Source organism: Sporosarcina trichiuri (assembly GCF_030406775.1).
GTDB lineage: Bacteria > Bacillota > Bacilli > Bacillales_A > Planococcaceae > Sporosarcina > Sporosarcina trichiuri.
Genome location: NZ_CP129119.1, coordinates 1761836 through 1783698 on the forward strand (window position 1 = coordinate 1761836; position 21863 = coordinate 1783698).

At 57.3% G+C, this 21863-nt stretch carries 23 protein-coding genes and 1 riboswitch; of the genes, 2 read left to right on the top strand and 21 right to left on the bottom strand.

Going from position 1 to position 21863, the window contains the following annotated elements; translation table 11 throughout:
- Nucleotides 1-256: 256 nt before the first annotated feature.
- Genes QWT68_RS09120 through QWT68_RS09140 form a run of 5 tightly spaced genes read right to left on the bottom strand, consistent with a single transcriptional unit; the run spans nt 257 to nt 3841 of the window.
- Nucleotides 257-604 (bottom strand): antibiotic biosynthesis monooxygenase, encoded by a 348-nt coding sequence (locus QWT68_RS09120; RefSeq protein WP_290147987.1) that lies wholly within the window; start codon nt 602-604, stop codon nt 257-259.
- Nucleotides 601-1020, bottom strand: coding sequence for an ankyrin repeat domain-containing protein (locus tag QWT68_RS09125; protein ID WP_040287367.1), 420 nt, complete (start codon nt 1018-1020; stop codon nt 601-603). The genes QWT68_RS09120 and QWT68_RS09125 overlap by 4 nt, the downstream gene beginning before the upstream one ends.
- 1 nt (nt 1021) lies before the next feature.
- On the bottom strand, nt 1022-1801 hold the full coding sequence (locus tag QWT68_RS09130) for an ABC transporter ATP-binding protein (RefSeq protein ID WP_040287368.1): 780 nt from the start codon (nt 1799-1801) through the stop codon (nt 1022-1024).
- Nucleotides 1788-2834 (bottom strand): FecCD family ABC transporter permease, encoded by a 1047-nt coding sequence (locus QWT68_RS09135; protein ID WP_052461861.1) that lies wholly within the window; start codon nt 2832-2834, stop codon nt 1788-1790. The genes QWT68_RS09130 and QWT68_RS09135 overlap by 14 nt, the downstream gene beginning before the upstream one ends.
- On the bottom strand, nt 2831-3841 hold the full coding sequence (locus tag QWT68_RS09140) for an ABC transporter substrate-binding protein (protein ID WP_290147995.1): 1011 nt from the start codon (nt 3839-3841) through the stop codon (nt 2831-2833). The genes QWT68_RS09135 and QWT68_RS09140 overlap by 4 nt, the downstream gene beginning before the upstream one ends.
- Before the next feature lie 369 nt (nt 3842-4210).
- Nucleotides 4211-4310: riboswitch (SAM riboswitch) on the top strand.
- Between the two features lie 76 nt (nt 4311-4386).
- Between QWT68_RS09140 and QWT68_RS09145 the strand changes: the two genes are divergently transcribed.
- Nucleotides 4387-4674 (top strand): hypothetical protein, encoded by a 288-nt coding sequence (locus QWT68_RS09145; protein WP_290147997.1) that lies wholly within the window; start codon nt 4387-4389, stop codon nt 4672-4674.
- A gap of 62 nt (nt 4675-4736) precedes the next feature.
- Here the strand turns inward: QWT68_RS09145 and QWT68_RS09150 are convergent, their stop codons facing one another.
- From QWT68_RS09150 to QWT68_RS09185, 8 genes are all read right to left on the bottom strand, one after another.
- Nucleotides 4737-5615 (bottom strand): DMT family transporter, encoded by an 879-nt coding sequence (locus QWT68_RS09150; protein WP_290147999.1) that lies wholly within the window; start codon nt 5613-5615, stop codon nt 4737-4739.
- 57 nt (nt 5616-5672) lie between these two features.
- Nucleotides 5673-6449 (bottom strand): sulfite exporter TauE/SafE family protein, encoded by a 777-nt coding sequence (locus tag QWT68_RS09155; protein WP_040287372.1) that lies wholly within the window; start codon nt 6447-6449, stop codon nt 5673-5675.
- A gap of 33 nt (nt 6450-6482) precedes the next feature.
- On the bottom strand, nt 6483-6713 hold the full coding sequence (locus QWT68_RS09160) for a sulfurtransferase TusA family protein (protein ID WP_040287373.1): 231 nt from the start codon (nt 6711-6713) through the stop codon (nt 6483-6485).
- Nucleotides 6714-6739: 26 nt separating this feature from the next.
- On the bottom strand, nt 6740-7861 hold the full coding sequence (locus tag QWT68_RS09165; protein ID WP_290148005.1) for an MBL fold metallo-hydrolase: 1122 nt from the start codon (nt 7859-7861) through the stop codon (nt 6740-6742).
- A 21-nt stretch (nt 7862-7882) separates the two neighbouring features.
- Nucleotides 7883-8278 (bottom strand): DsrE/DsrF/DrsH-like family protein, encoded by a 396-nt coding sequence (locus tag QWT68_RS09170; protein WP_040287375.1) that lies wholly within the window; start codon nt 8276-8278, stop codon nt 7883-7885.
- Nucleotides 8279-8305: 27 nt separating this feature from the next.
- The gene (locus QWT68_RS09175) at nt 8306-8602 is read right to left on the bottom strand and encodes a rhodanese-like domain-containing protein (protein WP_040287376.1); all 297 of its coding nucleotides are present in this window, start codon (nt 8600-8602) and stop codon (nt 8306-8308) included.
- Between the two features lie 251 nt (nt 8603-8853).
- Nucleotides 8854-10497, bottom strand: coding sequence for a glycerol-3-phosphate dehydrogenase/oxidase (locus QWT68_RS09180; RefSeq protein WP_290148011.1), 1644 nt, complete (start codon nt 10495-10497; stop codon nt 8854-8856).
- A gap of 45 nt (nt 10498-10542) precedes the next feature.
- Nucleotides 10543-11241: an MgtC/SapB family protein gene (locus tag QWT68_RS09185; protein ID WP_290148013.1), complete on the bottom strand. Its 699-nt coding sequence runs from the start codon at nt 11239-11241 to the stop codon at nt 10543-10545.
- Nucleotides 11242-11558: 317 nt separating this feature from the next.
- Between QWT68_RS09185 and QWT68_RS09190 the strand changes: the two genes are divergently transcribed.
- Complete coding sequence (locus QWT68_RS09190; protein WP_040287379.1) at nt 11559-11756, top strand: DUF2188 domain-containing protein; 198 nt, start codon at nt 11559-11561, stop codon at nt 11754-11756.
- A gap of 49 nt (nt 11757-11805) precedes the next feature.
- On the opposite strand, the gene QWT68_RS09195 is transcribed toward QWT68_RS09190, so the two are convergent.
- From QWT68_RS09195 to QWT68_RS09230, 8 genes are all read right to left on the bottom strand, one after another.
- Nucleotides 11806-13092, bottom strand: a complete 1287-nt coding sequence (locus QWT68_RS09195) for an amidohydrolase (protein ID WP_040287380.1) — start codon at nt 13090-13092, stop codon at nt 11806-11808.
- Between the two features lie 18 nt (nt 13093-13110).
- Entirely contained in the window at nt 13111-14634 is a 1524-nt protein-coding gene (locus QWT68_RS09200) for an AbgT family transporter (protein ID WP_179860788.1), read from the bottom strand.
- A gap of 21 nt (nt 14635-14655) precedes the next feature.
- Entirely contained in the window at nt 14656-16095 is a 1440-nt protein-coding gene (locus tag QWT68_RS09205) for an amidohydrolase (protein ID WP_040287382.1), read from the bottom strand.
- A 146-nt stretch (nt 16096-16241) separates the two neighbouring features.
- The gene (locus QWT68_RS09210) at nt 16242-17483 is read right to left on the bottom strand and encodes a metal-dependent hydrolase family protein (RefSeq protein WP_040287383.1); all 1242 of its coding nucleotides are present in this window, start codon (nt 17481-17483) and stop codon (nt 16242-16244) included.
- Between the two features lie 15 nt (nt 17484-17498).
- A complete protein-coding gene (locus tag QWT68_RS09215) occupies nt 17499-18665 on the bottom strand; it encodes a hypothetical protein (protein ID WP_290148020.1) in 1167 nt (388 codons plus the stop codon).
- A gap of 616 nt (nt 18666-19281) precedes the next feature.
- The gene (locus QWT68_RS09220) at nt 19282-20457 is read right to left on the bottom strand and encodes an MGDG synthase family glycosyltransferase (RefSeq protein WP_290150472.1); all 1176 of its coding nucleotides are present in this window, start codon (nt 20455-20457) and stop codon (nt 19282-19284) included.
- A gap of 22 nt (nt 20458-20479) precedes the next feature.
- Nucleotides 20480-21076: a DedA family protein gene (locus QWT68_RS09225; RefSeq protein ID WP_040287385.1), complete on the bottom strand. Its 597-nt coding sequence runs from the start codon at nt 21074-21076 to the stop codon at nt 20480-20482.
- Entirely contained in the window at nt 21073-21798 is a 726-nt protein-coding gene (locus QWT68_RS09230) for a polysaccharide deacetylase family protein (RefSeq protein ID WP_290148022.1), read from the bottom strand. The genes QWT68_RS09225 and QWT68_RS09230 overlap by 4 nt, the downstream gene beginning before the upstream one ends.
- Between the last annotated feature and the right edge of the window lie 65 nt (nt 21799-21863).

Below are 21863 nucleotides of genomic sequence, written 5' to 3' on the forward strand. Positions count from 1 at the left end.
GATCATAAACCCGCGATTCCGCTCATAAACCACCCTAAAGTGATCATAACTTCACATCTGTCGCGGCCAGCTGGCGGGCTCCGGATGCACCCTAGCCGCGGGCAGAGGCAGTAAGTCAAAAGAATGGCTTGCCGGCTCCGTTTCACTCCGCTTTTACTATCAAACCAACCCGGCATTCCCCTGTTCCGCAGGCAAAACGCCGGAAACCGGCTCCACACGAAAAAACACTCCGCCTGGAAACGGCGGAGTGTCCCTCTTATTCAGCCGGCAGATGCCGGTGTACGACCGTATACGTCGACAATTCCGCGCCGAGGATCGGATTGGACTTGCCCTCCCCGTCCGCTGCCGGCTTCTTCTCCTGCTGCTCCCCATGGGCCTTGCCGTTCGCCCGGCTCTCGAGCCAGTTCTTGAAATCGGCTTCCTCATTCCATGTCGTGCAGATGTGGAGCTCGTCGTGGTCCTCGAGATTCTCCTTCTGCAGCACTTCCATGCGGATGAACCCCGGGAACGTATGGACCGATTTCGGGTTCGCGAAACGGTCCGCGACCTCCTTGGCCCGGCCTCTTTCAATGCTGATAACGTTGACTGCGATCATCTGTGTCATACGAGCGCCTCCCTTTTCGATAATAAGTACTCGACAACAGGACGCGCATGCTCCCCTCCGCGTTCCGCATGACGGAGCAGCGGGATGCCATGCGCCCCTTTTGCGTCGATCATGAGCGGATACCGTTCCACCAGACTGCGCACGATATCGAGTTCCCCGAGCATCGCGGCGGTGAAGATATCCATCCGTGCATCCTTCGACAGCAGGAATTCCGCGATGTCGCGGTTCCCTGTATGGGCAGCTGCCCCGAGACCGCTTTCCCAGTCGTCCCCGCCCCAGTTCATGACACTGTGGACGAGCGCCGGTTCTGCAGCAACGAGTGCCCGCACCTCCGACAGATTGCCGTGTGCCGCGATGATGAATTCCCGGACGAGCCCCGCGTCCAGCTGTCCTTTCCGTTCCCCTTCCTGCCTCATCTCAATCACCCTTTTCCAGTTTAGTCGGCGTAAAGAAACACGTGCCGTTCCGTGTGAAGATATCTGCGTTGATCTCAAAGATGGATTTGAACATGTCCTTGCACAATACACATTGCGGGATCCCGTCGAACCGCACCGTCCCGTCTTTCAGCACGATGATCCGGTCACTGTAGCGCGCGGCCTGGTTGATGTCGTGCAGCACCATGATCACCGTCATACCGAACTGCCCGTTCAGCTCCCTGACCAATTCCATCACTTCGAGCTGGTGGGCGATGTCCAAGTACGTCGTCGGTTCATCCAGCAGCAGGACTTTCGGCCGCTGCGCCACGGCCATCGCAATCCATGCACGCTGCCGTTCACCGCCGGACAGCGAGTTGAGCAGCCGGTCCCGGAACTTGTCCATTCCGGTCACCCCGAGTGCCCACTCCGCCACCTCCCGATCTTCGGCAGACAGCCGCCCATGCCGGCTGCGGTGCGGGTGCCGGCCGAATTCCACGAGTTCCCCGACGGTCAGATCGAGCTGGTGGTCATGCATCTGCGGCAGCATGGCCAGTGTCTTCGCAATCGTTCGTGTATCGAGCTGCGAAATCTTCTGACCATCAAGGACGACGGCCCCTTCATCAGGAGACAGCAGCCGGGAGATGACCCGGAGGAATGTCGATTTCCCCGACCCGTTCGGACCGATCAGGCTCACAATCTCCCCCTCCCGGACCGTCAGATTGATATCCTCCAGCGCAAACGTCTCGGACTGCCGGTAGCACACTTGTTCAGCTGTCAGCAAAAGAACCCCTCCGTTTCTGAATCAAGTACAGGAAGAATGGCCCGCCAAGGAACGACAGCAGGATGCCGACGGGCAGTTCGATCGGATTGAATGCCGTCCGGGCGACCGTGTCCGCCGTGATGACGAGCAGCGCCCCGCCGATCGCGGACGCCGGCAGCAAGTACCGGTGGTCGCCTCCGACGAGCGAGCGCATGATGTGCGGCACGACAAGTCCTACGAAACCGATCAGTCCGGCGACACTGACTGCGATCCCCGCAAGCAGGGTGCTCAGGATGATCAGGTAAAACCGGCTCCGTTCGACTTTGTGGCCGAGCAGCTTTGCAACTTCGTCTCCGAGCCGTAAAATCCGGATATGCGGAATGGCGAATACCGAGAGAACGAGCGCGGCCAGTGCATACCAGATGATGGAGCCGAGCTGCACCCATCCTGCACCCGCAATCCCGCCCGCGAGCCACGGCAGCACGGACTGTACCCGGTCGCTGTACAGCAGCATGAGCGCACTCATCGCTGCGCCGATGACTGCGTTCACAGCAACGCCGACGAGAATGATGCGGACCGGCGACGCCCCGCCTTTCCAGGACATCGCATAGATCACGAGAGCCGTAATGAGCGCGCCGAGGAATGCCGCGGCGGGCAGCAGCATGATGTACGCCGGGTAGATGATCATGATGATTGTCGCGGCAAGGCCGGCTCCAGACGATACTCCGATAATGCCGGGGTCCGCGAGCGGGTTCCGCATGATCCCCTGGAGGATCGATCCCGAAGCGGCGAGGCACATGCCGATGATCAGCCCGATCAGCAGCCGGGGCAGCCGGAGTTCCCAGACGATACGCCGCTCCAGAGAGTCATCCGCATTCAGCAGGCCGTTCATGATCTCTGAGAAAGTAAACGATACCGATCCGACCATCAGGCTGACCGCTGCCGCGATGACGAGCAGGACAGCCCCTGAGATCAGTACGGCTGCACGCCGTTTTGCGAGCGGATGGATACGTGCGGGACTACAGGCGGTCCGCTGTTCTCCGGCTGCGATCATTTGGCTTCCGCTTCCTTCAGGCTTTCAATCATCACGTCAAACGCGTCCGCCACTTTCGTCCCCGGGTTCGTGCCGAACAGATGGGATGGCAGTACAGTCACCTTGCCGTTCTTAACTGCATCGAGGTTTTTCCATGCCGGATTCTTCGCCATCTCCCCTTCGAATGCGGACTTCACCGCTTCCGGATCCCCGTGCGTGATGAGCATGACCGCTTCCGGGTTGCGCTCGATGATCTTTTCCGTGCTCAGGCTCGCATACTGCGGGTAGTTGTCCTCTTTCGGCAAATCGGAAGCGATATTCTCCCCGCCTGCGCGTTCCAGCAGATCCCCCGACAGGGAGTTCGGAAGCGCAGCGAGGTAGGAGCCTGGCGCACCGTACACGAGCAGCGTCTTGACACCTCTCTTCTCAGCCTGACCCGCCGCCTGGTCCATCTTATCCTCGATCTGCATTGTCAGCTCCTCCGCTTCGTCCTGTTTGCCGAGCATCTGACCGAAGTTGCCGATCGTCTGCAGGATGTCATCGACCGAATTGGCCGCTGTGTAGACAACTTTCGTTCCCTGTGCTTCGAGATTCGCCGCATGCTGCTTGAAACTCGCGGACGCGACGAGCACGTCCGGGTGCACTTCCGCGATCTTCTCGAAGTTCGGCTGGTGCGGATTGCCGATCTCCTGGATCTCTTTCAGTTCATCAGCAGCCGGCCCTTGGGAAGACGGGCGGCCGACGACATTCGCGCCAAGCGCAAGCAGCATGTCGAGATCCCCTCCGCTGAGTGCCGCTGCAGATGCCGGTGCCTCCTCGAATGAAACCGTCTCGCCTGCTGCATCCTGGAATTCTATCGTTCCATTCTCATTTACATCTAGAGATTGAGAAGTCTGTACAGATGCGGCTGCTGTTTCAGCAGAGACATCCGGCTCTTTCCCGCTGTCCTGATTGTTGTCCGCAGCACCACACGCCGCAAGCAATAACAGCCCTGCAGCGGTGGCTGCTGCCAATAGTGTTTTCCTCATTTCCATTCCCCCTATTATGTAATTGATAATGAATCTCAATAATTGAGAGTATAATTGATAATGAGAATCGTTGTCAATTAAGTTTTCAGAATTAGTGCTTAGGAGCCATGCCTGCTGTTTGCTGAGTTCGCCATCATAACAAGTCGCCGGCGAGCAAGGGATTCCCCTCTGAATTGTGCCTGGATGCCGATGAATTCAGCGAAATGTCCGATATACAGCGCCATTTGTCCGATACTCCCGGTGATGTGTCCGATACATCCCGCCAACTGTCCGATACAACCCCCGATCTGTCCGATATGTCCACGGACAGCCCCATTGCCGCACGCTGCTTTCCGTGCTACACTGGATTCAACTGAATGAACGACTCTTTTCTTATCCAGAGAGACCGAGGGACTTGGCCCGATGACGTCTCAGCAACCTGCGCTTGCGCAAGGTGCTGCTGCCAACAGGGAAACCTGGCCGATGAGGGGAATTTGCGCACACTGCAGCTCTTCTCTTTCGGGGGGAGGGTTTTTTGTTCAGCAAATCCAGAAGGAGTGACCGATATGATGACGATCGAGGAATTGTACGCAGAAAAGGAGAAGGCGCAGCGAAAGCAGCCGACGAGCATGGCCGGCGTCATGAAACGCCACCAGACGCTCGCCCGGGTGCAGGCGGACATCGACTATTTCGATCAGGGCGATCTGCTGTCGAAGAAAGCGATCCGCAAAGAACTGGAAAAGATCACCGAGCTGCAGCAGCAGGCGGACGACCTCCAGCGGGAAATCGAGCGCCGCAAAAATGACCTTCTGCAGGACGTCTTCGGGACAGCCGCCGAACAGCTGAAGAAATGAACAGAAAAACCCCCGTTCCGTGGATCGATTCCACAGAACGGGGGTTTATCAATTGCATCGCGTCATTTCTTCGCAAGCTCCGCCGGCACTTCCTCGCCGCCGCGGTTCCGTAAAAACATGTACAGCGACGCACCGAAGATGATGAAGTAGCCGATGAAACTGTACAAATCGGGGATCTGGCCGAGCAGGAAGAAGCCGAGGATCGCCGAGAACACGACGGTGAAATAGTTGAACACCGAAATCTCCTTCGCCGGTGCGAACTTGTAGGCGAGCGTGATCCCGAACTGGCCGATCGTCGCGAACACCCCGGCCAGCAGCAGATAGATCGTCTGCTGCAGACTCATCGGCTCATACGTCCACAGCACGAACGGCAGCAGCACAACTGTCGTGAAACCTGAGAAGTAAAACACGACCGTATAGAACTGCTCCCGGCTGCCGAGTGCGCGGAGCACCGTATACGCAGCTCCTGCAAACACAGCCGACAAAATGCCGGCCGCATACGGCACGATGTCGAGCGAGAATGACGGTTTGATGATGAACAGCGTGCCGAGGAACGCTACGAGGATGCTGTACACCTGGAACGGTTTGACGTGCTCCTTCAAAAAGACCGCCGCGAACACGATCGTGAAGAACGGACTCATCTTATTGAGCATGTCCGCATCCGCCAGCACGAGATGGTCGATAGCATAGAAGAACAGGATGATGCCGAGCGCACCAAGTGCGGAACGCAGCAACAGCAGGCCCTGGTTCTCACGGCGGCCGAACAGCCGCTCCTTGAAATGGACCACAAAAAAGAAGGCAATCACCATGGATACGCCATTCCGGAAAATCGTTTTCTGCATCGTCGGCACATCCCCCGACAGCTTGACGAACGCCGTCATGAGGGAGAAGCCGAACGCCGATGCGAGCAATAGTAAGATCCCTTTGTTGCGATTCGTCATAATGGCCTCCGGTCTGGATGAATTCCGTGTTCCAGTCTACCAGTCAGCCGGCATCAGTTACAGCAAACCGCTCCATATATTGACCGCTGTCGCCAGCACCAGTACCGCGAGGATCCATTTGATGATACGGGGATCCGTCTTCCGCGCGGCTTTCGCACCGAGCGGGGACGCGATGAGCGCTGCGGCGATCAGCACCGCTGCGGGCCCCCAGAGGATCTGGCCGGTTGCAATCTTACCGGCCGCCGAGCCGATCGACGACAAGAATGTGATGGCAAGCGACGAAGCTGCCGCAATCCGGACAGGCACCGTGAACACCGCCAGCATGACCGGTACGAGGATGAACGCCCCGCCTGCCCCGACAACCCCGGAAGCCGCACCGATCACGAACGCAATACCGGCGGCCAGCCACTTATTGAACGTGACCTCCTCCGCAGGCCGGTCCTCGGTCTTCTTCCGGGGGATGAACAGCAGCACGGCAGCCGCTGCGGCCAGGACGCCGTAGACGAGATTCACCGTCTGCTCCGACAAATAACCGGACCCCAAACCGCCGAGGAAACTGCCGAGGATGACGGCGCCCCCCATCCAGAGGATCAGTTGTCTGTGCAGCAGCCCCGTTCCGCGGTAGGCGAACACACCCGCGATGGAGGCGAAAAAGATCTCCACCGCCGTGATGCCGCTCACCTCATGTGCGGTGAACGCGGACAATCCGAACAGCGGCGGGATGTACAGCAGCATCGGATATTTCACGATCGCACCGCCGATCCCCGCCATCCCGGACAGGAATGAGCCGGCGAACCCGATCACGAACAGCACGGCAATCAGTGTAACTGTCATCGTCCCCTCCCCTTTCCTGTCAGCTGCTTGTCATCAGTTTCCTTTTCGGATGAAGAACGTCAGCACGCCGTCAGTTTCCGTCTGTTCGAGCAGTTCGTGCCCTCCGGAGCGCGTCCATGCCGTCAGGTCTGCAATCGCCCCTTTGTCCGTCGTCCGGACTTCCAGGATTTCCCCCGCCTGCAGTTCTTTCATCGCGTTACGTGTCTTGACGATCGGCATCGGGCACGACAGCCCTGTTGCATCCAAAAATAAGTTCGCTTCCATATTGAATTCCTCCTCGATTGGTTTTGTTACCGGACCGCACAGCGGTTTGGCCCGATCTCCATTTCCTTTTGCAACTCTTCGTCCGGGGATAGGATCCCCATGTTGGTCTTCCGGATTTCCTGATAGGCATTCGGCTGCGGCGGCAGGTTCTCTGTCACGAGTTTCCGGAACTCCGCTTCCTCATCGACAGCCAATCCGTGGTTATCCGAAAATAGCGAGTCCAGGCGCTTCGCCACCGTTCCATTTGCATTCACTTCGTTCATCTCCATGAAGTGGGCCGGCAGCACCGTCAGCTCACCGGACAGATTCCTATATCGTTCGTACAATGTTGTGCGCAGATCACCGACCCAGTCGTCCGCCTTGCCCGCGAGGTCCGGACGGCCGATGGAATCCACGAACAGGATGTCCCCCGTCAGCAAATATGACCCATCCACGATGAAGGACGTCGAGCCGTTCGTATGCCCCGGCGAGTATATTGCTTCGATCATCGTATTTCCGACCTGCAGCTGCATACCGTCTTCAAGCTTATAGTAGTCAAAGACGACTTCACCCGCATCCGCTTCCGGCAGATAGTAGGCGGCGCCGGTCTTTTCGGCAATCGCCCGCCCTCCCGAAATGTGGTCGGCATGCAGATGGGTGTCCAGCACGTGTTCGATGACGGCTCCGCGTTCTTCCGCAAACCCGGTGAACACATCGGTCACACGGACTGCATCGATCACGGCAGCTTTCCCTCCGTCGATCACCATGTACGACAGGCACCCTTTCCCGAGCCGGACGAACTGGTGCAGCGAACCGCCGCTCGCAAGGTCCGCCACTTTCACTGGCGCAAGGTACTCGCTCCACGCACTCATACCACCTTCAAGATAGGCGGCATCACGGCCTGCCTCCGACAGCATTTCGGCAATCAGCTTGGAAGAACCCTCCTTCGCACAGACGACGAGCAGCTCGCGGTCCTCCGGCAGCGCGGCGGCAAATTCCTCCACACCGTCAAGCAGATCGAAATAGGGTCTGTTCACGTACGTGAACGCTTCCCCCTCCAGTTTCCAGTCGGCGAACGCTTCTTCGTTCCGGACGTCCACGATATGGAGCGGCTGTTTTCCGATGCTCCGTGCAGCCGCCTCTTTCGGACTCATGGCTGTTACTGTCATATCCGTCTTCCCCTTTCCATATCAGAATGCGAGGGTGACGTCCGCATCCTTGGCGAACTCCAAAAATGCTGCGGCACCGCCCACTTGTATCCCATCGACCATATCCTCTTCCGTCAGTCCCATGACATCCATCGTCATCTGGCAGGCGATGAACTTCACGTCCAGCTCCTGTGCCATCGCGATCAGTTCAGGGATTCCCGGCACGTTCGCCTTCGCGAACCCTTCCGCGAAATGCTCCTTCCCCTCCGGCATCGGCAGCTGTGCGGACGCCTGTTTGTGGATGAAGTTCAGTCCTTCGAAAGTGAAAAAGATTGCTGTTTCGTGCTCGCTCGCAGCTGCAGCGGTTGCGATATTGAATACTTTGTACGCATCGAACAGGCTGCCGTTCGACGCGATGATGGCTGTGCGGTTTGTCATGATGATTCCTCATTTCTTTTATCTGTTTTATTCTGTAGGTCCGTTCCAGTCGAGCATGCCGCCTGTCATATTCATGACATCGTACCCCCGGCTTTCGAGCAGTTGTGCAGCGCGACCGCTGCGTCCGCCCGATCGGCAGATAAGCACGTATGTGTCCTCTTTCGGCAGGTCCTGGAGCTTGAATTCCAGAAGGCCGAGCGGAATGTGGATGACCCCCGGGATCTTGACTTCCTGCAATTCCTCGGTCTCCCTGACGTCGATCAGCCGGACAGGCTGCCGGGCGGCCAGCATCTGCTCCACTTCCGTGGTTGTCACTTCTTTCATTTGTTCTCCTCCTGTTTACCCCTGCGGGTATAAATTCACTTAAAAAAATATAGGTTCATACCCCACCCCGTATACTACAGCGTCATCCCCACCCTGTCAATCACGTTGCTTCACGATCCTGCCGGCATGCGAAAACCCCGTCCGCTGATAATGAGGACGGGGACTTCAGATGGCAGTCAGTCGGCTGCCGGTGTGATGCATGGTTTCAGTTTCTCTTCCGTTTCCCGTGCTGTCCGAGTGATATCTACCTGTTATTTCCCGATCGCGTCAGAAATCCGGTCATCGAGCTCCCTCATGTGCTGCCGGCGTTCGCCATCGTCCCAGCCGAGGCGTTCGGCCATGTAGGCGGTGACCTGTTCTTTCCACTTCTTGACCCAGTCGATATGAAAGTATAGCGCGCCCGTCCGGCGGATTAAATAATCGGACGGTGTCAGTGCCATCTCGAAATCGATTGCATACTGGAGCGTCAGCCGGATGGCGAGCGGCAGCCCATGCGCCGGCTGTACCCGGGTGATGCCTTCCGCCACCTGGTTCGTGTTTGTGCCATACATCGAGGCAATATTGAGCCCGTCCTGATATGAGATGCCGAGTTTCACAAGTTCCCGTGCCCGGTCTTCAACATAGACCGGATAGTCTTCCGGCCGACTGAACGCGCCGCCGGATAATGCAAGCGTCGCCGTCATGCAAGGGCCTGCCTGGATGCCGAATTTCCGGAGTTTCCGGCTGACGAGGTCGGTGACGTCCTCCGCCATCTTGCGGTACCCCGTCAGTTTGCCGCCCGCCACCGTCAGCAGGCCGCTGTCCGCTTCCCAGATCTCATCCTTGCGCGAAATCTCGGACGGCCCTTTGCCTTCCTGCCGGATGAGCGGCCGCACGCCGGACCAGGAGGATTCGATATCCGCCGGACGGATCCCCGCCTGCGGGAACATCTCCGAAATGGCGGTGAGGATGTACCGCCTGTCCTCCTCCGTCACGCCCGGATGTATCAGGTCCTCTTCATAGACCGTATCGGTCGTGCCGACGTAGGTCTTGTCAAGACGCGGAATCGCAAAGATCATCCGGCCGTCCGGCGTATCGAAATAGACGGGCTGATGGAGCGGCAGCCTGTTCCGATCAAACACGAGGTGGACGCCTTTCGTCAGCAGCAGCCGGCCCGACTCACCAGGTCTGTCCAGTTCCAGCACTTGTTCAACCCATGGGCCCGCCGCGTTGACGATGATCGGCGCATGCGCGTTATACCGCCGGCCTGTCAGGACATCCTTCAGCTCAACGCCGGTGACGCTGCCCCTTTCATCGGATGAAAACCCGGTGACCATCGTGTAATTCAGCAGATCTGCACCTTCTTCGCGCGCTTTCTTCGCGACCTCGATCGTCAGACGGGCATCGTCGGTCCGATACTCGACATACTCTCCGCCGCCGAGCAGGCCATCCCGTTTCAGCAGCGGCTCATGCTCCGTCACTTCGGTCTTCGTCAGCATACTGCGCCGTTCTGATTTTTTCACACCTGCCAGAAAGTCATATACTTGCAGGCCGAGTGACGTAGAGAAACTGCCGAACGATCCATTCTTGTAGAACGGCAGCAGCATCCATTCAGGATGGGTGACATGCGGAGCATTCGCGTACACGACCGCCCGCTCCTTCCCAACATCCGAGACGAGCTTCACTTCCAGCTGCTTCAAATAGCGGAGTCCGCCATGGACGAGTTTCGTCGAGCGGCTGGACGTCCCTGCCGCAAAGTCCTGCATCTCGACGAGCAGCGTCCGAATGCCCCGGGCGGATGCATCCAGCGCTATCCCCGTCCCCGTGATGCCCCCGCCGATCACAATGAGATCGTACCGTTCAGCAGAGAGCCGGCCAAGCAGGCGGCTCCGGTCTTCATGCGAAAAAGAGATCATCTGCAGTCAAATCCTTTCCTGGAATGTGCGGTCGGCACCGCCTCTTCAGCCGTTCACTTCAACAGTATTGACATCGTCTATTTCTTTTATGGACCGATAGATATCGGGCAGCGGACGGTTCGCCGGCACACGAGCTTTGATTTCCAGAAGAAGCAGCTTTTCATCATCAAGATCCTTGATGCGGGATTGATAGATATGAAAACGCTGACGCCGCAATTCTGTCAGCACCAGCTCAATGCTTGCCTGGTCATTCACTTTGATGCGGAGGCCCATCTCATCACGCCTCAGCCGTTTCGGCCCGTATTTAATGACGAAATACGGCACAAGTTCGACACTGAGTATCAGCAGCAGGACGCCGAAAATGGCTTCTGCGAAAAAGCCGGCTCCGACCGCGATCCCGATACCGGCCGCCCCCCAGATCATTGCAGCAGTCGTCAGTCCGGAGATCTGATCATTGCCGCGGCGCAAGATGACGCCGGCGCCGAGGAAGCCGATGCCTGAGACAATCTGAGCCGCAAGCCGAAGCGGATCCATCTGGATTTTGACGCCGCTCGCGCTGTCCGGGAACGAGTATGCCGACTCGATGGAGACGATGGTCAGCAGGCAGCTGACGATACTGATGACCAGGCTCGTTTTCAGGCCGAGCGGTTTCCTCTTCAGTTCCCGTTCCAGCCCGATGATCAAACCCAGCACAGCGGAAATGCTCAGCTTCGTCAGCATTTCGACTTCCAGCCAGAGGTCCATAGGCCTCCCCCTCTCCAATTCGTTGTCTTCCATTCTACTTTCAGTGTACCCGAAGCATGACTGCCGGCGCCATGATGAGCGGGCGGCAGTCTGCAGTTCGTGAAGTATCGGACAGATCGCCCGGCATATCGGACATTTGAAGTGATGTATTGGACATTTAGGCGGAGTTGTCGGACATTTCAGCCGAGGTATCGGACATTCCGCTGAATTCATCGGCATCCACGCACAATTCAGCCCGTATGCGCCGTGTGTTTCATTTCCCCGCAATGGGGAACATACAAACTATAACCATTACATTTACAAAGGAGTTTTGCAGTATGAATATGTACAGTGTCGTGCCGAACCCCGAGATGACCGGATGGCTCGTGAAACTTGAAGACGTCGCGCCGGAACAGCAGTACGGCTCGAAGGACGAAGCACTGGACGAAGCGAAGCGTCTCGCCAAAGAGAATACGCCGAGCGTCGTGAAAGTGCTCGATCAGGATCACAATGTCACGGATGAATTGACGTTCTGACCCAAAAACCCCCCGATCCTCCACAAATTGGAGCGATCGGGGGTTTTTCCTATTCCCTGCCGTTCAGCGCAAGTGCCGTGTCATACAGCACATTCACCGCAACGAGCAGGGTGTCTTCATGGATATCGAACCGTTCGTTATGATGGCCGGCCGCAAGCTCCGTACCGAAGATGCAGTAGGTCGCCTGGCCGCCCTTCTCTTTCACACGTTCCATAAAATACGTAGCGTCTTCGGATCCTGCCGATGCATTGTCCGCGCGATGCACTTTCGAGATGCCGGCCGCCGTCTCTGCGACTGCTCCGGCCATTGCAGCAAGGCCTTCCGAGCAGGCGCAGCTGATCGCCTCACCAACAATGTCGATCGTGCAGTCCGTTCCGGTCATCATCGCGGCGCCCCGAATCACATTCTCCGCCTGGCTGCGCACATAATCGTTCACAACGGACGTTTCGCCGCGCGTCTCCACCTTCATATAGGCGGTGTCCGCAATGACATTGCGGCCGCCGCCGCCCGTCAATTCACCGACATTCACACGGGACGTCCCGCCGGAGTGCCTTGAGATCGCATGCAGATTGACGAGTGCATTGGCTGCAGCCAGCAGCGCATTACGGCCTTCTTCCGGCTGCGCGCCGGCATGAGAGGCCCGGCCGCGGAATGTGACATCCATCTTGGTCGTCGCCATGAAGCCGTTCGCTGCGGCGACGAACTCCCCATGAGGAACGCCGGTGCCGATATGCGAGGCGATGAAGAAATCCGCGTCATCGACGACACCCGCTTCCGTCATCGATTTCGCACCGCGCGTCCCTTCCTCGGCAGGCTGGAAGATAATCCGGATGATGCCATTCAATGCATCCGGGTCTTCCGCCACCCGTGTCGCGAGCCCGATGCCGATCGACGTATGCGCGTCGTGCCCGCATGCATGCATGGAGCCGTCATTCAGCGACCGGAAGCCGAGCTGTCCCGGCAGGTGTTCGGGATGTTCCGATTCATGGATCGGCAGCGCGTCCATATCGACACGGAACACCGTCACCGGGCCGGGCCGGCCTGTGTCCCAGTCGGCGACAACCGCGGTGAATCCGTCTGTCAGCTGCGGCAGGAAGTCCTGATCCGCATCATGGGCGACTGCCCAGTCATAATGCGCATCGAGCACCCGCTGTTCCGGCACGCCCATCCGTGCATCTTCCGTCATGACTTCCTTCCCGAGACGCACCCTGAAACCGAGACGCGTCACTTCAGCTGCCACTTTGGACGCCGTCCGCATTTCCAGGAATCCCTGTTCCGGATGCTGGTGCAGGTCGCGGCGCCATGCTTTCACTTTCTCTTCCAATTGATAGGCCAATGATCTCCCTCCTGTCGTTTACTTCAAGAATGGTGTAATGCCCGGTCCGAACGGGATGCCTGCATAGAAGAATACGAGGATCAGCAGGATCCAGGAAATGAGGAAGCAGATCGAGAACGGCAGCATGAGCGAGATGAGCGTCCCGATTCCCGCTTTCTTATCATACTTCTGCATGAACGTCAGCACGACGACCATGTACGGCAGCAGCGGTGTCACGATATTCGTCGACGAATCCGCGACACGGTAGGCCACCTGCGTGAACGCCGGATGATAACCGAGCTGCATGAACAGCGGCACGAAGATCGGCGCTTCGAGCGCCCACTTCGCCGACCCTGACGTGATCAGGAAGTTCATGAGCGCCGTGAAGATGATATAGCCGATGATCAGCCAGATGCCCGTGAAGTTGATGGATTCGAGGAACTCCGCCCCGTTGACCGCAATCCACGTGCCGATGTTCGACCAGTTGAAATACGCGATGAACTGCGAGATCGCAAAGATGAGGACGATGTATCCGGCCATATCTTTCATCGCTTCGGCCATGTAGCCGGCGATGTCTTTCCCGCTTTTGATCTTACCGACAGTGATTCCGTACGTAACACCGACAGTCAGGAACAGGAACAGGATGATCGGTACGATGCCGCTGATGAACGGCGACGGGATGATCGTACCGCCCTCACCGCGCAGCGGACTGTCCGGCCAGAAGATCCCGACGACGAGCACTGCGAGATACAGCAGACCCGCAATGACGGCGAACAGGAATGCCTTTCCGGCCCGCGGATCGTCTTCTTCCATATCGACGTCGACCGCATCCCCCTCATATTTCCCGAGACGCGGCTCAATGAATTTCGTCGTGATGAAACCTGCGAGCAGTGTCAGCATGAAGACGGATACGATATTGAAATACCAGTTATCGACAGGCGTCACGACGATCGAGTCATCGACAATCTTCGCTGCTTCCGTGGAGATCCCGGAGAGCAATGCATCGGTTCCGACGATGAATAGATTCGCCGTGAACCCGGCGCCTGCGGATGCGTAGCCGACGGCGAGTCCCGCAAGAGGATGGCGGCCGACCTTATAGAAGATCATCGCAGCGAGCGGCGGAATGAGCAGCATCGCAGCATCCGACGCGATATTCCCCATGATACCGACGAAGGCGACGGCGTACGTCAGCAGCCACGGCGGGGATTTCAAGATCGTTTTCCGGATCGCATAGTCGAGCAGGCCGACTTTCTCCGTCAGCCCGATCCCGAGCATCATCGCCAGGACGATGCCTAGCGGTGCGAATCCGGTGAAGTTCGTGATCATTGATTCAAGGATATATTGCAGTCCCGCTCCCGAGAGCAGGTTGTTGATCGGCAGTGTTTCCCCGGTGCCCGGGTGTTTGACCTGGGCATCGAACAAGCTGAAGATCAGTGACGCCACCATGACGGCGACCGCCATGAAGACGAAGAGGATGAACGGGTCGGGCAGCCGGTTTCCGAGCCGCTCGATCCCATTCAATGCTTTGTTGAAGAACCCCCGATTCGATGCTTTCGTTTCCATCCCCATTCCCCCTAAATCGATTTACTTGCCGAGCGGCGACGGACTGACATCCGCCGGAATCGGACAATTGTAAGGATTCTTCTGTGCAAACGCTGTGTACTCATCACGGATCGGTGCAAGCAGATCCGTATTCCCAAAGATTTTGAGTGCGGTCAGCGCCATGGCGCCGCCCGCCCGCAGCATCCCCTTATGCGCGTTCGCCGACAGCCCCTGGCTCGTCATCTGCCACGTATGGAGCGGCGTGCCGAGCGCGGAGGTCGACGTCGACAGCTGGGCGGTCGGCATGATCCAGCTTACATCCGACACGTCCGTCGAAGCCGTCAGGATATCCGGCAGCACCTCATACGGCGAGATGCAGTCCGAGACATATTTGCCCTCGAACTCCGAGCCGTCCCCGACATAGCCGAACCCTTTCATGACCCCGAGGTAATCTTTCCGCTCCGCTTCCGAGAGGGATTCGAAGATGCCCCGGGCAAACTCTTTCTCCTCCTCAGTCGGCGGCTCGATGCCGATTTCGGACAGGCTGTCATACAGGATGCGCTCGAGCGCCCGGTTCGGGATGTAGTTCGAACACGCCTTGTCGATCTCGACGGTCACGTCCGTCTCCGTCATGAGCGCCGCCCCTTCCGCGACTTTGTTCACGCGTTCGAACAGTGACATGACACGCTCCGTATCGACGTCCCGGATGAGATAGAGCACTTCGGCATTCGCCTGTACGACGTTTGGCGCGAACCCGCCCGTATTCGTGATGGCGTAGTGGATGCGCGCCTGATCCGGCATATGCTCCCGCAAATACTGGACCCCTGTGTTCATGAGTTCCACGGCATCGAGCGCACTGCGTCCGAGATGCGGTGAATTGGCCGCATGGGACGGCACCCCTTTGAACCGGTAGAACACCTGGATGTTCGCCAGTGTGCTGAGGCTCATGATGCTGTTTGTCGGTGACGGATGCCAGGTCAGCGCGAGATCCGTACCGTCGAAGACACCTTCCCGCGCCATGAATGTCTTGCCGGAGCCGCCTTCCTCCCCGGGACAGCCGAAGAATTTCACGGTGCCGGTCTGTCCGGTCTCTTCCAGATACGCTTTCGCTGCACAGGCGGCTGCGAATGCACCGGTTCCGAGCAGGTTATGCCCGCACCCGTGACCGATATGCCGCTCCCACCGCTGCTCCGTAATACTGTTCGGTTCCTGGCTCAGTTCCGGCAGCGCATCGAATTCCCCCAGAAATCCGATGACCGGATGGCCCTCACCAAACGTCGCCGTGAAGGCGGTTCCAATACCGCCGACACCGCGCTCGACCGTGAAACCTTTCGCTTCGCATTGATCCGCCAAATACTTCGCAGACTCGTATTCTTCGAACCGTGTTTCCGGATGCCGGAAAATGTACTCGCTCACTTCCTCGAAATAGGCCCTGTGTTCATCCAGATACCGTTTCGTGAACTCCTGAAGACTCACCCGCATTACCCCCTAATATATTGAATATAAACAATAGACTGATTACATCGTAAATAGAATCCAAGAATCCGTCAATAGTCGACAGCATTTTTACCAAGGGAAATTAAAATCCCCTTCCTCACTTTATGCGGTGAAGAAGGGGATTCTGCTGATCAGCGGATATCTTTTTCGATCTTGCCGTCTTTCATGACCACCTGGATCGTTTCATGGCTGGAGAGTGACGCGATGTCCTCCAGCGGATTGCCTTTGACGATGACGATGTCTGCAAGCTTGCCGGTCTCGATTGTTCCGACTTGCTCCTCCCACCCGAGGCACTCGGCAGCCGTTTTCGTGGAGGCGACGATCGCATCCATCGGGGTCATGCCCGCATTGCACATCAGTTCCAGTTCACGCAGGTTCGTGCCGTGCTTGAATACACCGGCATCCGTACCCATCGCGATCTTGACGCCGGCTTTGTACGCCTTCTGGAAACTGGCGATATGGTGGTCGATGACTTCCTCGGATTTCCGGACAGCGGTCTCCGGCATGCCGGTTTCTTCGGCCGTCTCGAGCACCGCGACCGGCGCGAGCAGTGTCGGTACGAGGAATGTGCCGTTCTCAAGCATGAGCTCGATCGCCTCGTCGTCGATGAAGATGCCGTGCTCAATCGAATGGATCCCTGCCCGCACGGCGTTCTTGATGCCTTCCGCTCCCTGGGCATGCGCCATGACACGTGTGTTTTTGCGGAACTTCCCTTCCTCGACGATCACTTTCAGTTCTTCCAATGAAAACTGGGTGAATTCGGGATGATCTGTCGCGCTCAGAACACCGCCGGTCGCGTGAACCTTGATGACTTCCGCCCCGGCCCGCAGCATTTCCCTCGTCTTCTTGCGTACTTCCTCCACCCCGTCACACATTCCGTGCGGCATGCCGGGATAGCCGGACGGCAGCAGCTCCACCGTCTGCCCTGATACCGTATAGCCGTCACCGTGCCCGCCCGTCGTCGTCAGAGCGTTGATGCTCAGCTGCATGCGCGGCCCTGAGATCAGGCCGTCCTCGACCGCTTTCTTGACGCCAAGATCGGTGCCGAGCGCATCGCGGACTGATGTCACCCCCGCTTCGAGTGTTGTCTTCAAGTACTTCATCGCCTGGTAGTACATGAACGAGAACGGCGTCGCGAGCCGTTCAGCGACAGACGCGTATTCCATCATCATATGGACATGGGTGTCGATGAATCCCGGTACAATCGTGTTCCCACCGGCATCGATGACAGTTTCCTCACCGGACGCCGCATAGCCGCTCTCGCCGCCGACATAGGTGATGCGGCTGCCATCCACGACAACCACCTGGTCTTGCTGCGCCTCTTTCCCCGTGCCGTCAATCAGCAGTCCGTTCTTGATAATGGTTTTCGTCATATGAATCCCTCCGGTTTATAATGTTTTGATCAGAATACCTGCAATGACGACCGACGCGACAGTGACTGTTGTGAATCCGCCGATGATCATCGGTGCGAGCAGTTCATTGAAAATCAGTTTTTCCTCTTTTTCATTGCGGGCACAGCTCCGGCTCACTTCCTCACAGAGGATATAGTCGCCCGGGAAGCCGAACAATGCAGTCAATGCGACCGGCATCCCCTTGAACGGGTGCCACTTTACGAGTTTTGCCATCACGTAGCCCCCGGTGGAAATTCCGATTGTGCCGATGCCGAGAATGGCGAGGATCGCCGGCAGGTTGTCGAGCACCTGACCCGGTGTCACGCCTGCCATCGTTCCGATCACGACGAAGATGATGCCGAGCATGGCGATCGTGAAGGAGTTCGCACGCTGCAGCTCGCTTGACTGGAAGATTCCGGCTTTCAGGCCGAGTATACCGATCAGCAGGCACCACAACGTGTAGTGGATCGGCGTCACCATGCCGAGCATTGTGCCGACAGCAGCGCCTGCGAAGACGAAGAACAATTTCAATACAGCACTTGACCGCAGCGGGCCGGCCTTCTTCTTCGGCAGTTCACCGTCCTCTTCAGCCTCCCCTGCCATCGGCACGAATGATCCGTCATCGATCTGCCCCTGCATGACACCTGCATATTTCTTCATGAAATGCAGGGCGAGCGGCATGCCGACCAGCCCCTGGAATGCGACGACCAGTGCCGGAATGACGACGATCGACGTCAGACCGAGTTCTTCCAGCCGCTCGGACGTGACGAGCAGCGCGATGATCCCTCCGCTCACCGGGCCGACACCCGCAACGGCGGTCGGGTAGTCGAACAGCAGCGGCACGATGAGCAGGATCAGGATGCCTGATGTCACGACTCCGCTCAGTGCGATCAGCACCGCTTTGTATTGTGTTTTCACTAGAGATAGTGGAATCATCGTTCCCATATGGACAATTGCCGGACCGATCAGAATCGCGCCAAGCGCGGCAAATTGTGATTTCTCAAGAATGTCTTTCGGAAAGATGCCTGTCCAGGTCAGGACCAAAAATCCGACCATCGCCGTGAGCAGCATCGGAATCCGTGCCCTTGAAACGATGGAGAGCCATTCGCCGAAAGCAATTAGCGCTAAAATCAGTACAGTTGCAATCAATGGGTTTGCCAGCAAATCGCTCAGTCCTTTCCCGTTTGTATAGTTTTTATACAATTCGAATTGTATTAGGTATGCAATATATCATTATAGAACTGCCGAGTAAACAACTTATTTTGATTACTTTCGAACTTTCTCTCAATTGAATCACCTTGTAACCGCTTCCTTCCCTGATGAGCCGGGATTTCAGTTTTCTATTATTTTTTCAGCTAGCTTGGTTGGTTTAGCAGAAAATGCGGAGCGGCAGCGGAGCACACAAGCTGGTTCTTAGGTTTCCATTGCCGGCCGGCCAACTTTGTGAGCGGAGGACGCATCCCGGCCCGCTGCCCAGCGTCGTCTGTGCCTGGCCCCTTATGAGTTTGTGAAGTTATGAGCGCTTTGAGGAGGTTTATGAGCGATTTTGCTGGGTTATGATCACTTTTGCGTTTTTATGATCACTTTCTGCGATTTATGATCACTTTCACAGTTTTATGATCATTTCCAGCAATTTATGATCACATCCTGCCCTCGGCGAGCCCCTCTCCTTCCCCCAGCACAGCGGCGTCATATCCACCGTCATCTGCCGCACCGCGAAAAAGCACCCGCATGGTCCTCACGCGGGTGCTGCTATGATTGCTGTATGGATATGAAGTGGTCAAGTGGTTGCAAACGAATGCTTCTCTTCTGTTTCCTTTTTCTCAGACGGCCGGGCTGCGAGGGATGGCAGCAGTTCACTGATGATCGACACCAGTTCTTCATCTGACTGAGCGGCGAGTTCATCGGAATAGCGGTCCATCGCCCGCTTCCATTGGGCGAGCCGCAGGTCATCCGCGAGCACTTCACGCAGCTGGACTGCGAGCGGCCGTCCGGGCTGCAGCCGTTCGACAAGCCCCTTTGGGATCAGGGTCTCAAGGTTCATCTCCTCCTGGCCGGGCAGTGCAGAATGGATGAACATCGGCAGGCGTTTCCGCAACCCCTCGCTGACAGTCACGCCGCCCGGCTTGGTGACGATGGCATCGGCATCGTCGTAGATGGCGTCCATCTCCTCGCGCAGTGCGATATACGGCATCGCCTTCACATGCGCCAAGTTCCAGGACTGGATTTTCTGATACAGTCGCCGGTTATGTCCGCACAGGACAATGAACCGGAAATCGTCCGCCTCCTTCAGCTCCCGGAACATCCGGGCCGGACAGCCGAGTCCGCTGTTGCCGCCTGCCAGCAGGATCACCGGTTTGTGTCCCGCCGTCTTCTTCAGCGGCCGCTCTGCTGGCCGGCGGATTTTACGGTGCACGGGGATGCCCGTGACGAACAGCCGTCCCGGGACGTTCGGATCGTCCAACAGCTGATGCCAGGCTTCTGCGGTCGGCAGGAAATGCGCATCGATGCCGCGGTGCCCCCAGTAGTCGTGGACAAAGAAATCCGTATAGACGTTCACGACCGGCACGTCACACTGGCCGGCGATCTTCAGTTTGCTGAGCATGCAGGACGGCAGGCTGTGTGTGCAGAAGATCAGATCCGGCTGCTCCTCCTTCATGAGCTGTTTCAGTTTGTGCAGGAACAGCGGCTGATGCCATATATACTGTTCGTCGAGCGGCTTTTCGCTGAAGTACAGCTTCTTATAGGCCCTGCTGTACAGACGCGGGGCTAGTTTGATCCATTGTAAATAGCCGGTTTTGATCACTTTCTCGAGCAGCTGGTTTGTTTCCGACAGCAGATCGATCTTTTTCACTTCCGCCTCGGGATACTGCCGGTGGATCAGATCCATCAGCGCTTCGGCGGCCTGATGGTGGCCTGATTGCATTTGCAAGTGTGGAAAAAACAATACTTTCATCAACAACTGCACCTCCCGTTCGTCAATTTGCATATTCTTTTTTCGTCTTCCATTTTTTAAAGAGCAACCGCCCGATCATGATGAGCAGAAATACAAATCCGACCAGAGCGGCGTAACTCGGATTGACTTTGAATGATCTGCCGAGAAAATAGCCGGCAGCGAGAAACGGCAGCACCCATCCTGCCGAGGCAGCGCCGCTGAGCAGTGTGAACTCAAGGAACGGCATTTTAGTAAGACCTGCAAAATAAGGGCTGATCTGCCGGATGCCCGGCATGTAGATCCCGAACAGGATGGTGCGTTTCCGTTTCCGCTTGAAGGACTGCTCCGCTTTCGCCCACCGTTCCTTCGTGAGACCGATGAACTTCCCGATTTTGTGAAGGAGCGGATAGCCGATATACCGGCCTCCCGCATACGCGGTCAGCATCCCCGTCCAGGCACCCGCCACCGCAGCTGCCGCAGACGGAATGGCGGACAGCTGATGACCGGCGATCAGCACGCCGATCAGGAATGTCAGGGACTCTTCAGGAGACGGGATGCCGACGATACCGAAGAACAGCAGGACGAAGATGATGATGCTGCCATACTGCAGGATGGTATTTGTCAGCGACTCGATGCTCATGGACCGTCCTCGTCACAATCGGCAATGCAGTCGGGCGGGAGGAAAACGATTCCCCGCTCCGCACTTTCCTGAAGGTACTCCCTGAGGACCCGGAGCATATGGCCGGGTGCCTCGTCATCCGCGCCACTGTTGCTGCCGTCATCGTGCAGGACGACGATCGATCCGTCATCCGGCACATCACGCAGCCTCTGTAAAAGTTTCGAATCGCACATCGCCGTTTTCCAGTCACCGAGTATATGTGTCCAAAGAATTGTTTCATATGGTTTTGCGATATTCGGCAGGGCGGCCGTCAGACGCCCGTACGGCGGCCGGTAAAATCGAGGCCGGCTTCCTGTGATCCGTTCGATGACCGCAGCCGTCCGGCGTATTTCCCGGCGGGCCTGCCGAGGCGGCAGGCGCCATAGCGAATGATGATCGTAATGATGGATTCCGATGGCATGCCCTTCCGCATGCATACGCCGGAGAAGTTCAGGATGCTGCTCGGCATGGCGTCCTGTCACGAAGAACACCGCTTTTATGCGGTAGTGTGATAGTAGGGCAAGCAGCTGCGGTGTGTACTTTGCATTCGGTCCATCATCGAACGTCAGTGCAATGCCGCGCCGGGCTGCCGCTTTTTTACGTATCCCTGTTCCCGTCAGCCGCATGACCAGTGTGGCGCCTGCTGTATAGAAACCGTAGATGACTGTCAGGATGGCTGCAATCCGCCAGCACTTCCGTCCCATGCGTCTCTCCCCTTTTGCTTTTCTTGTATACTTTCTTTTACCCATTCTTCTGACAATCGAACATG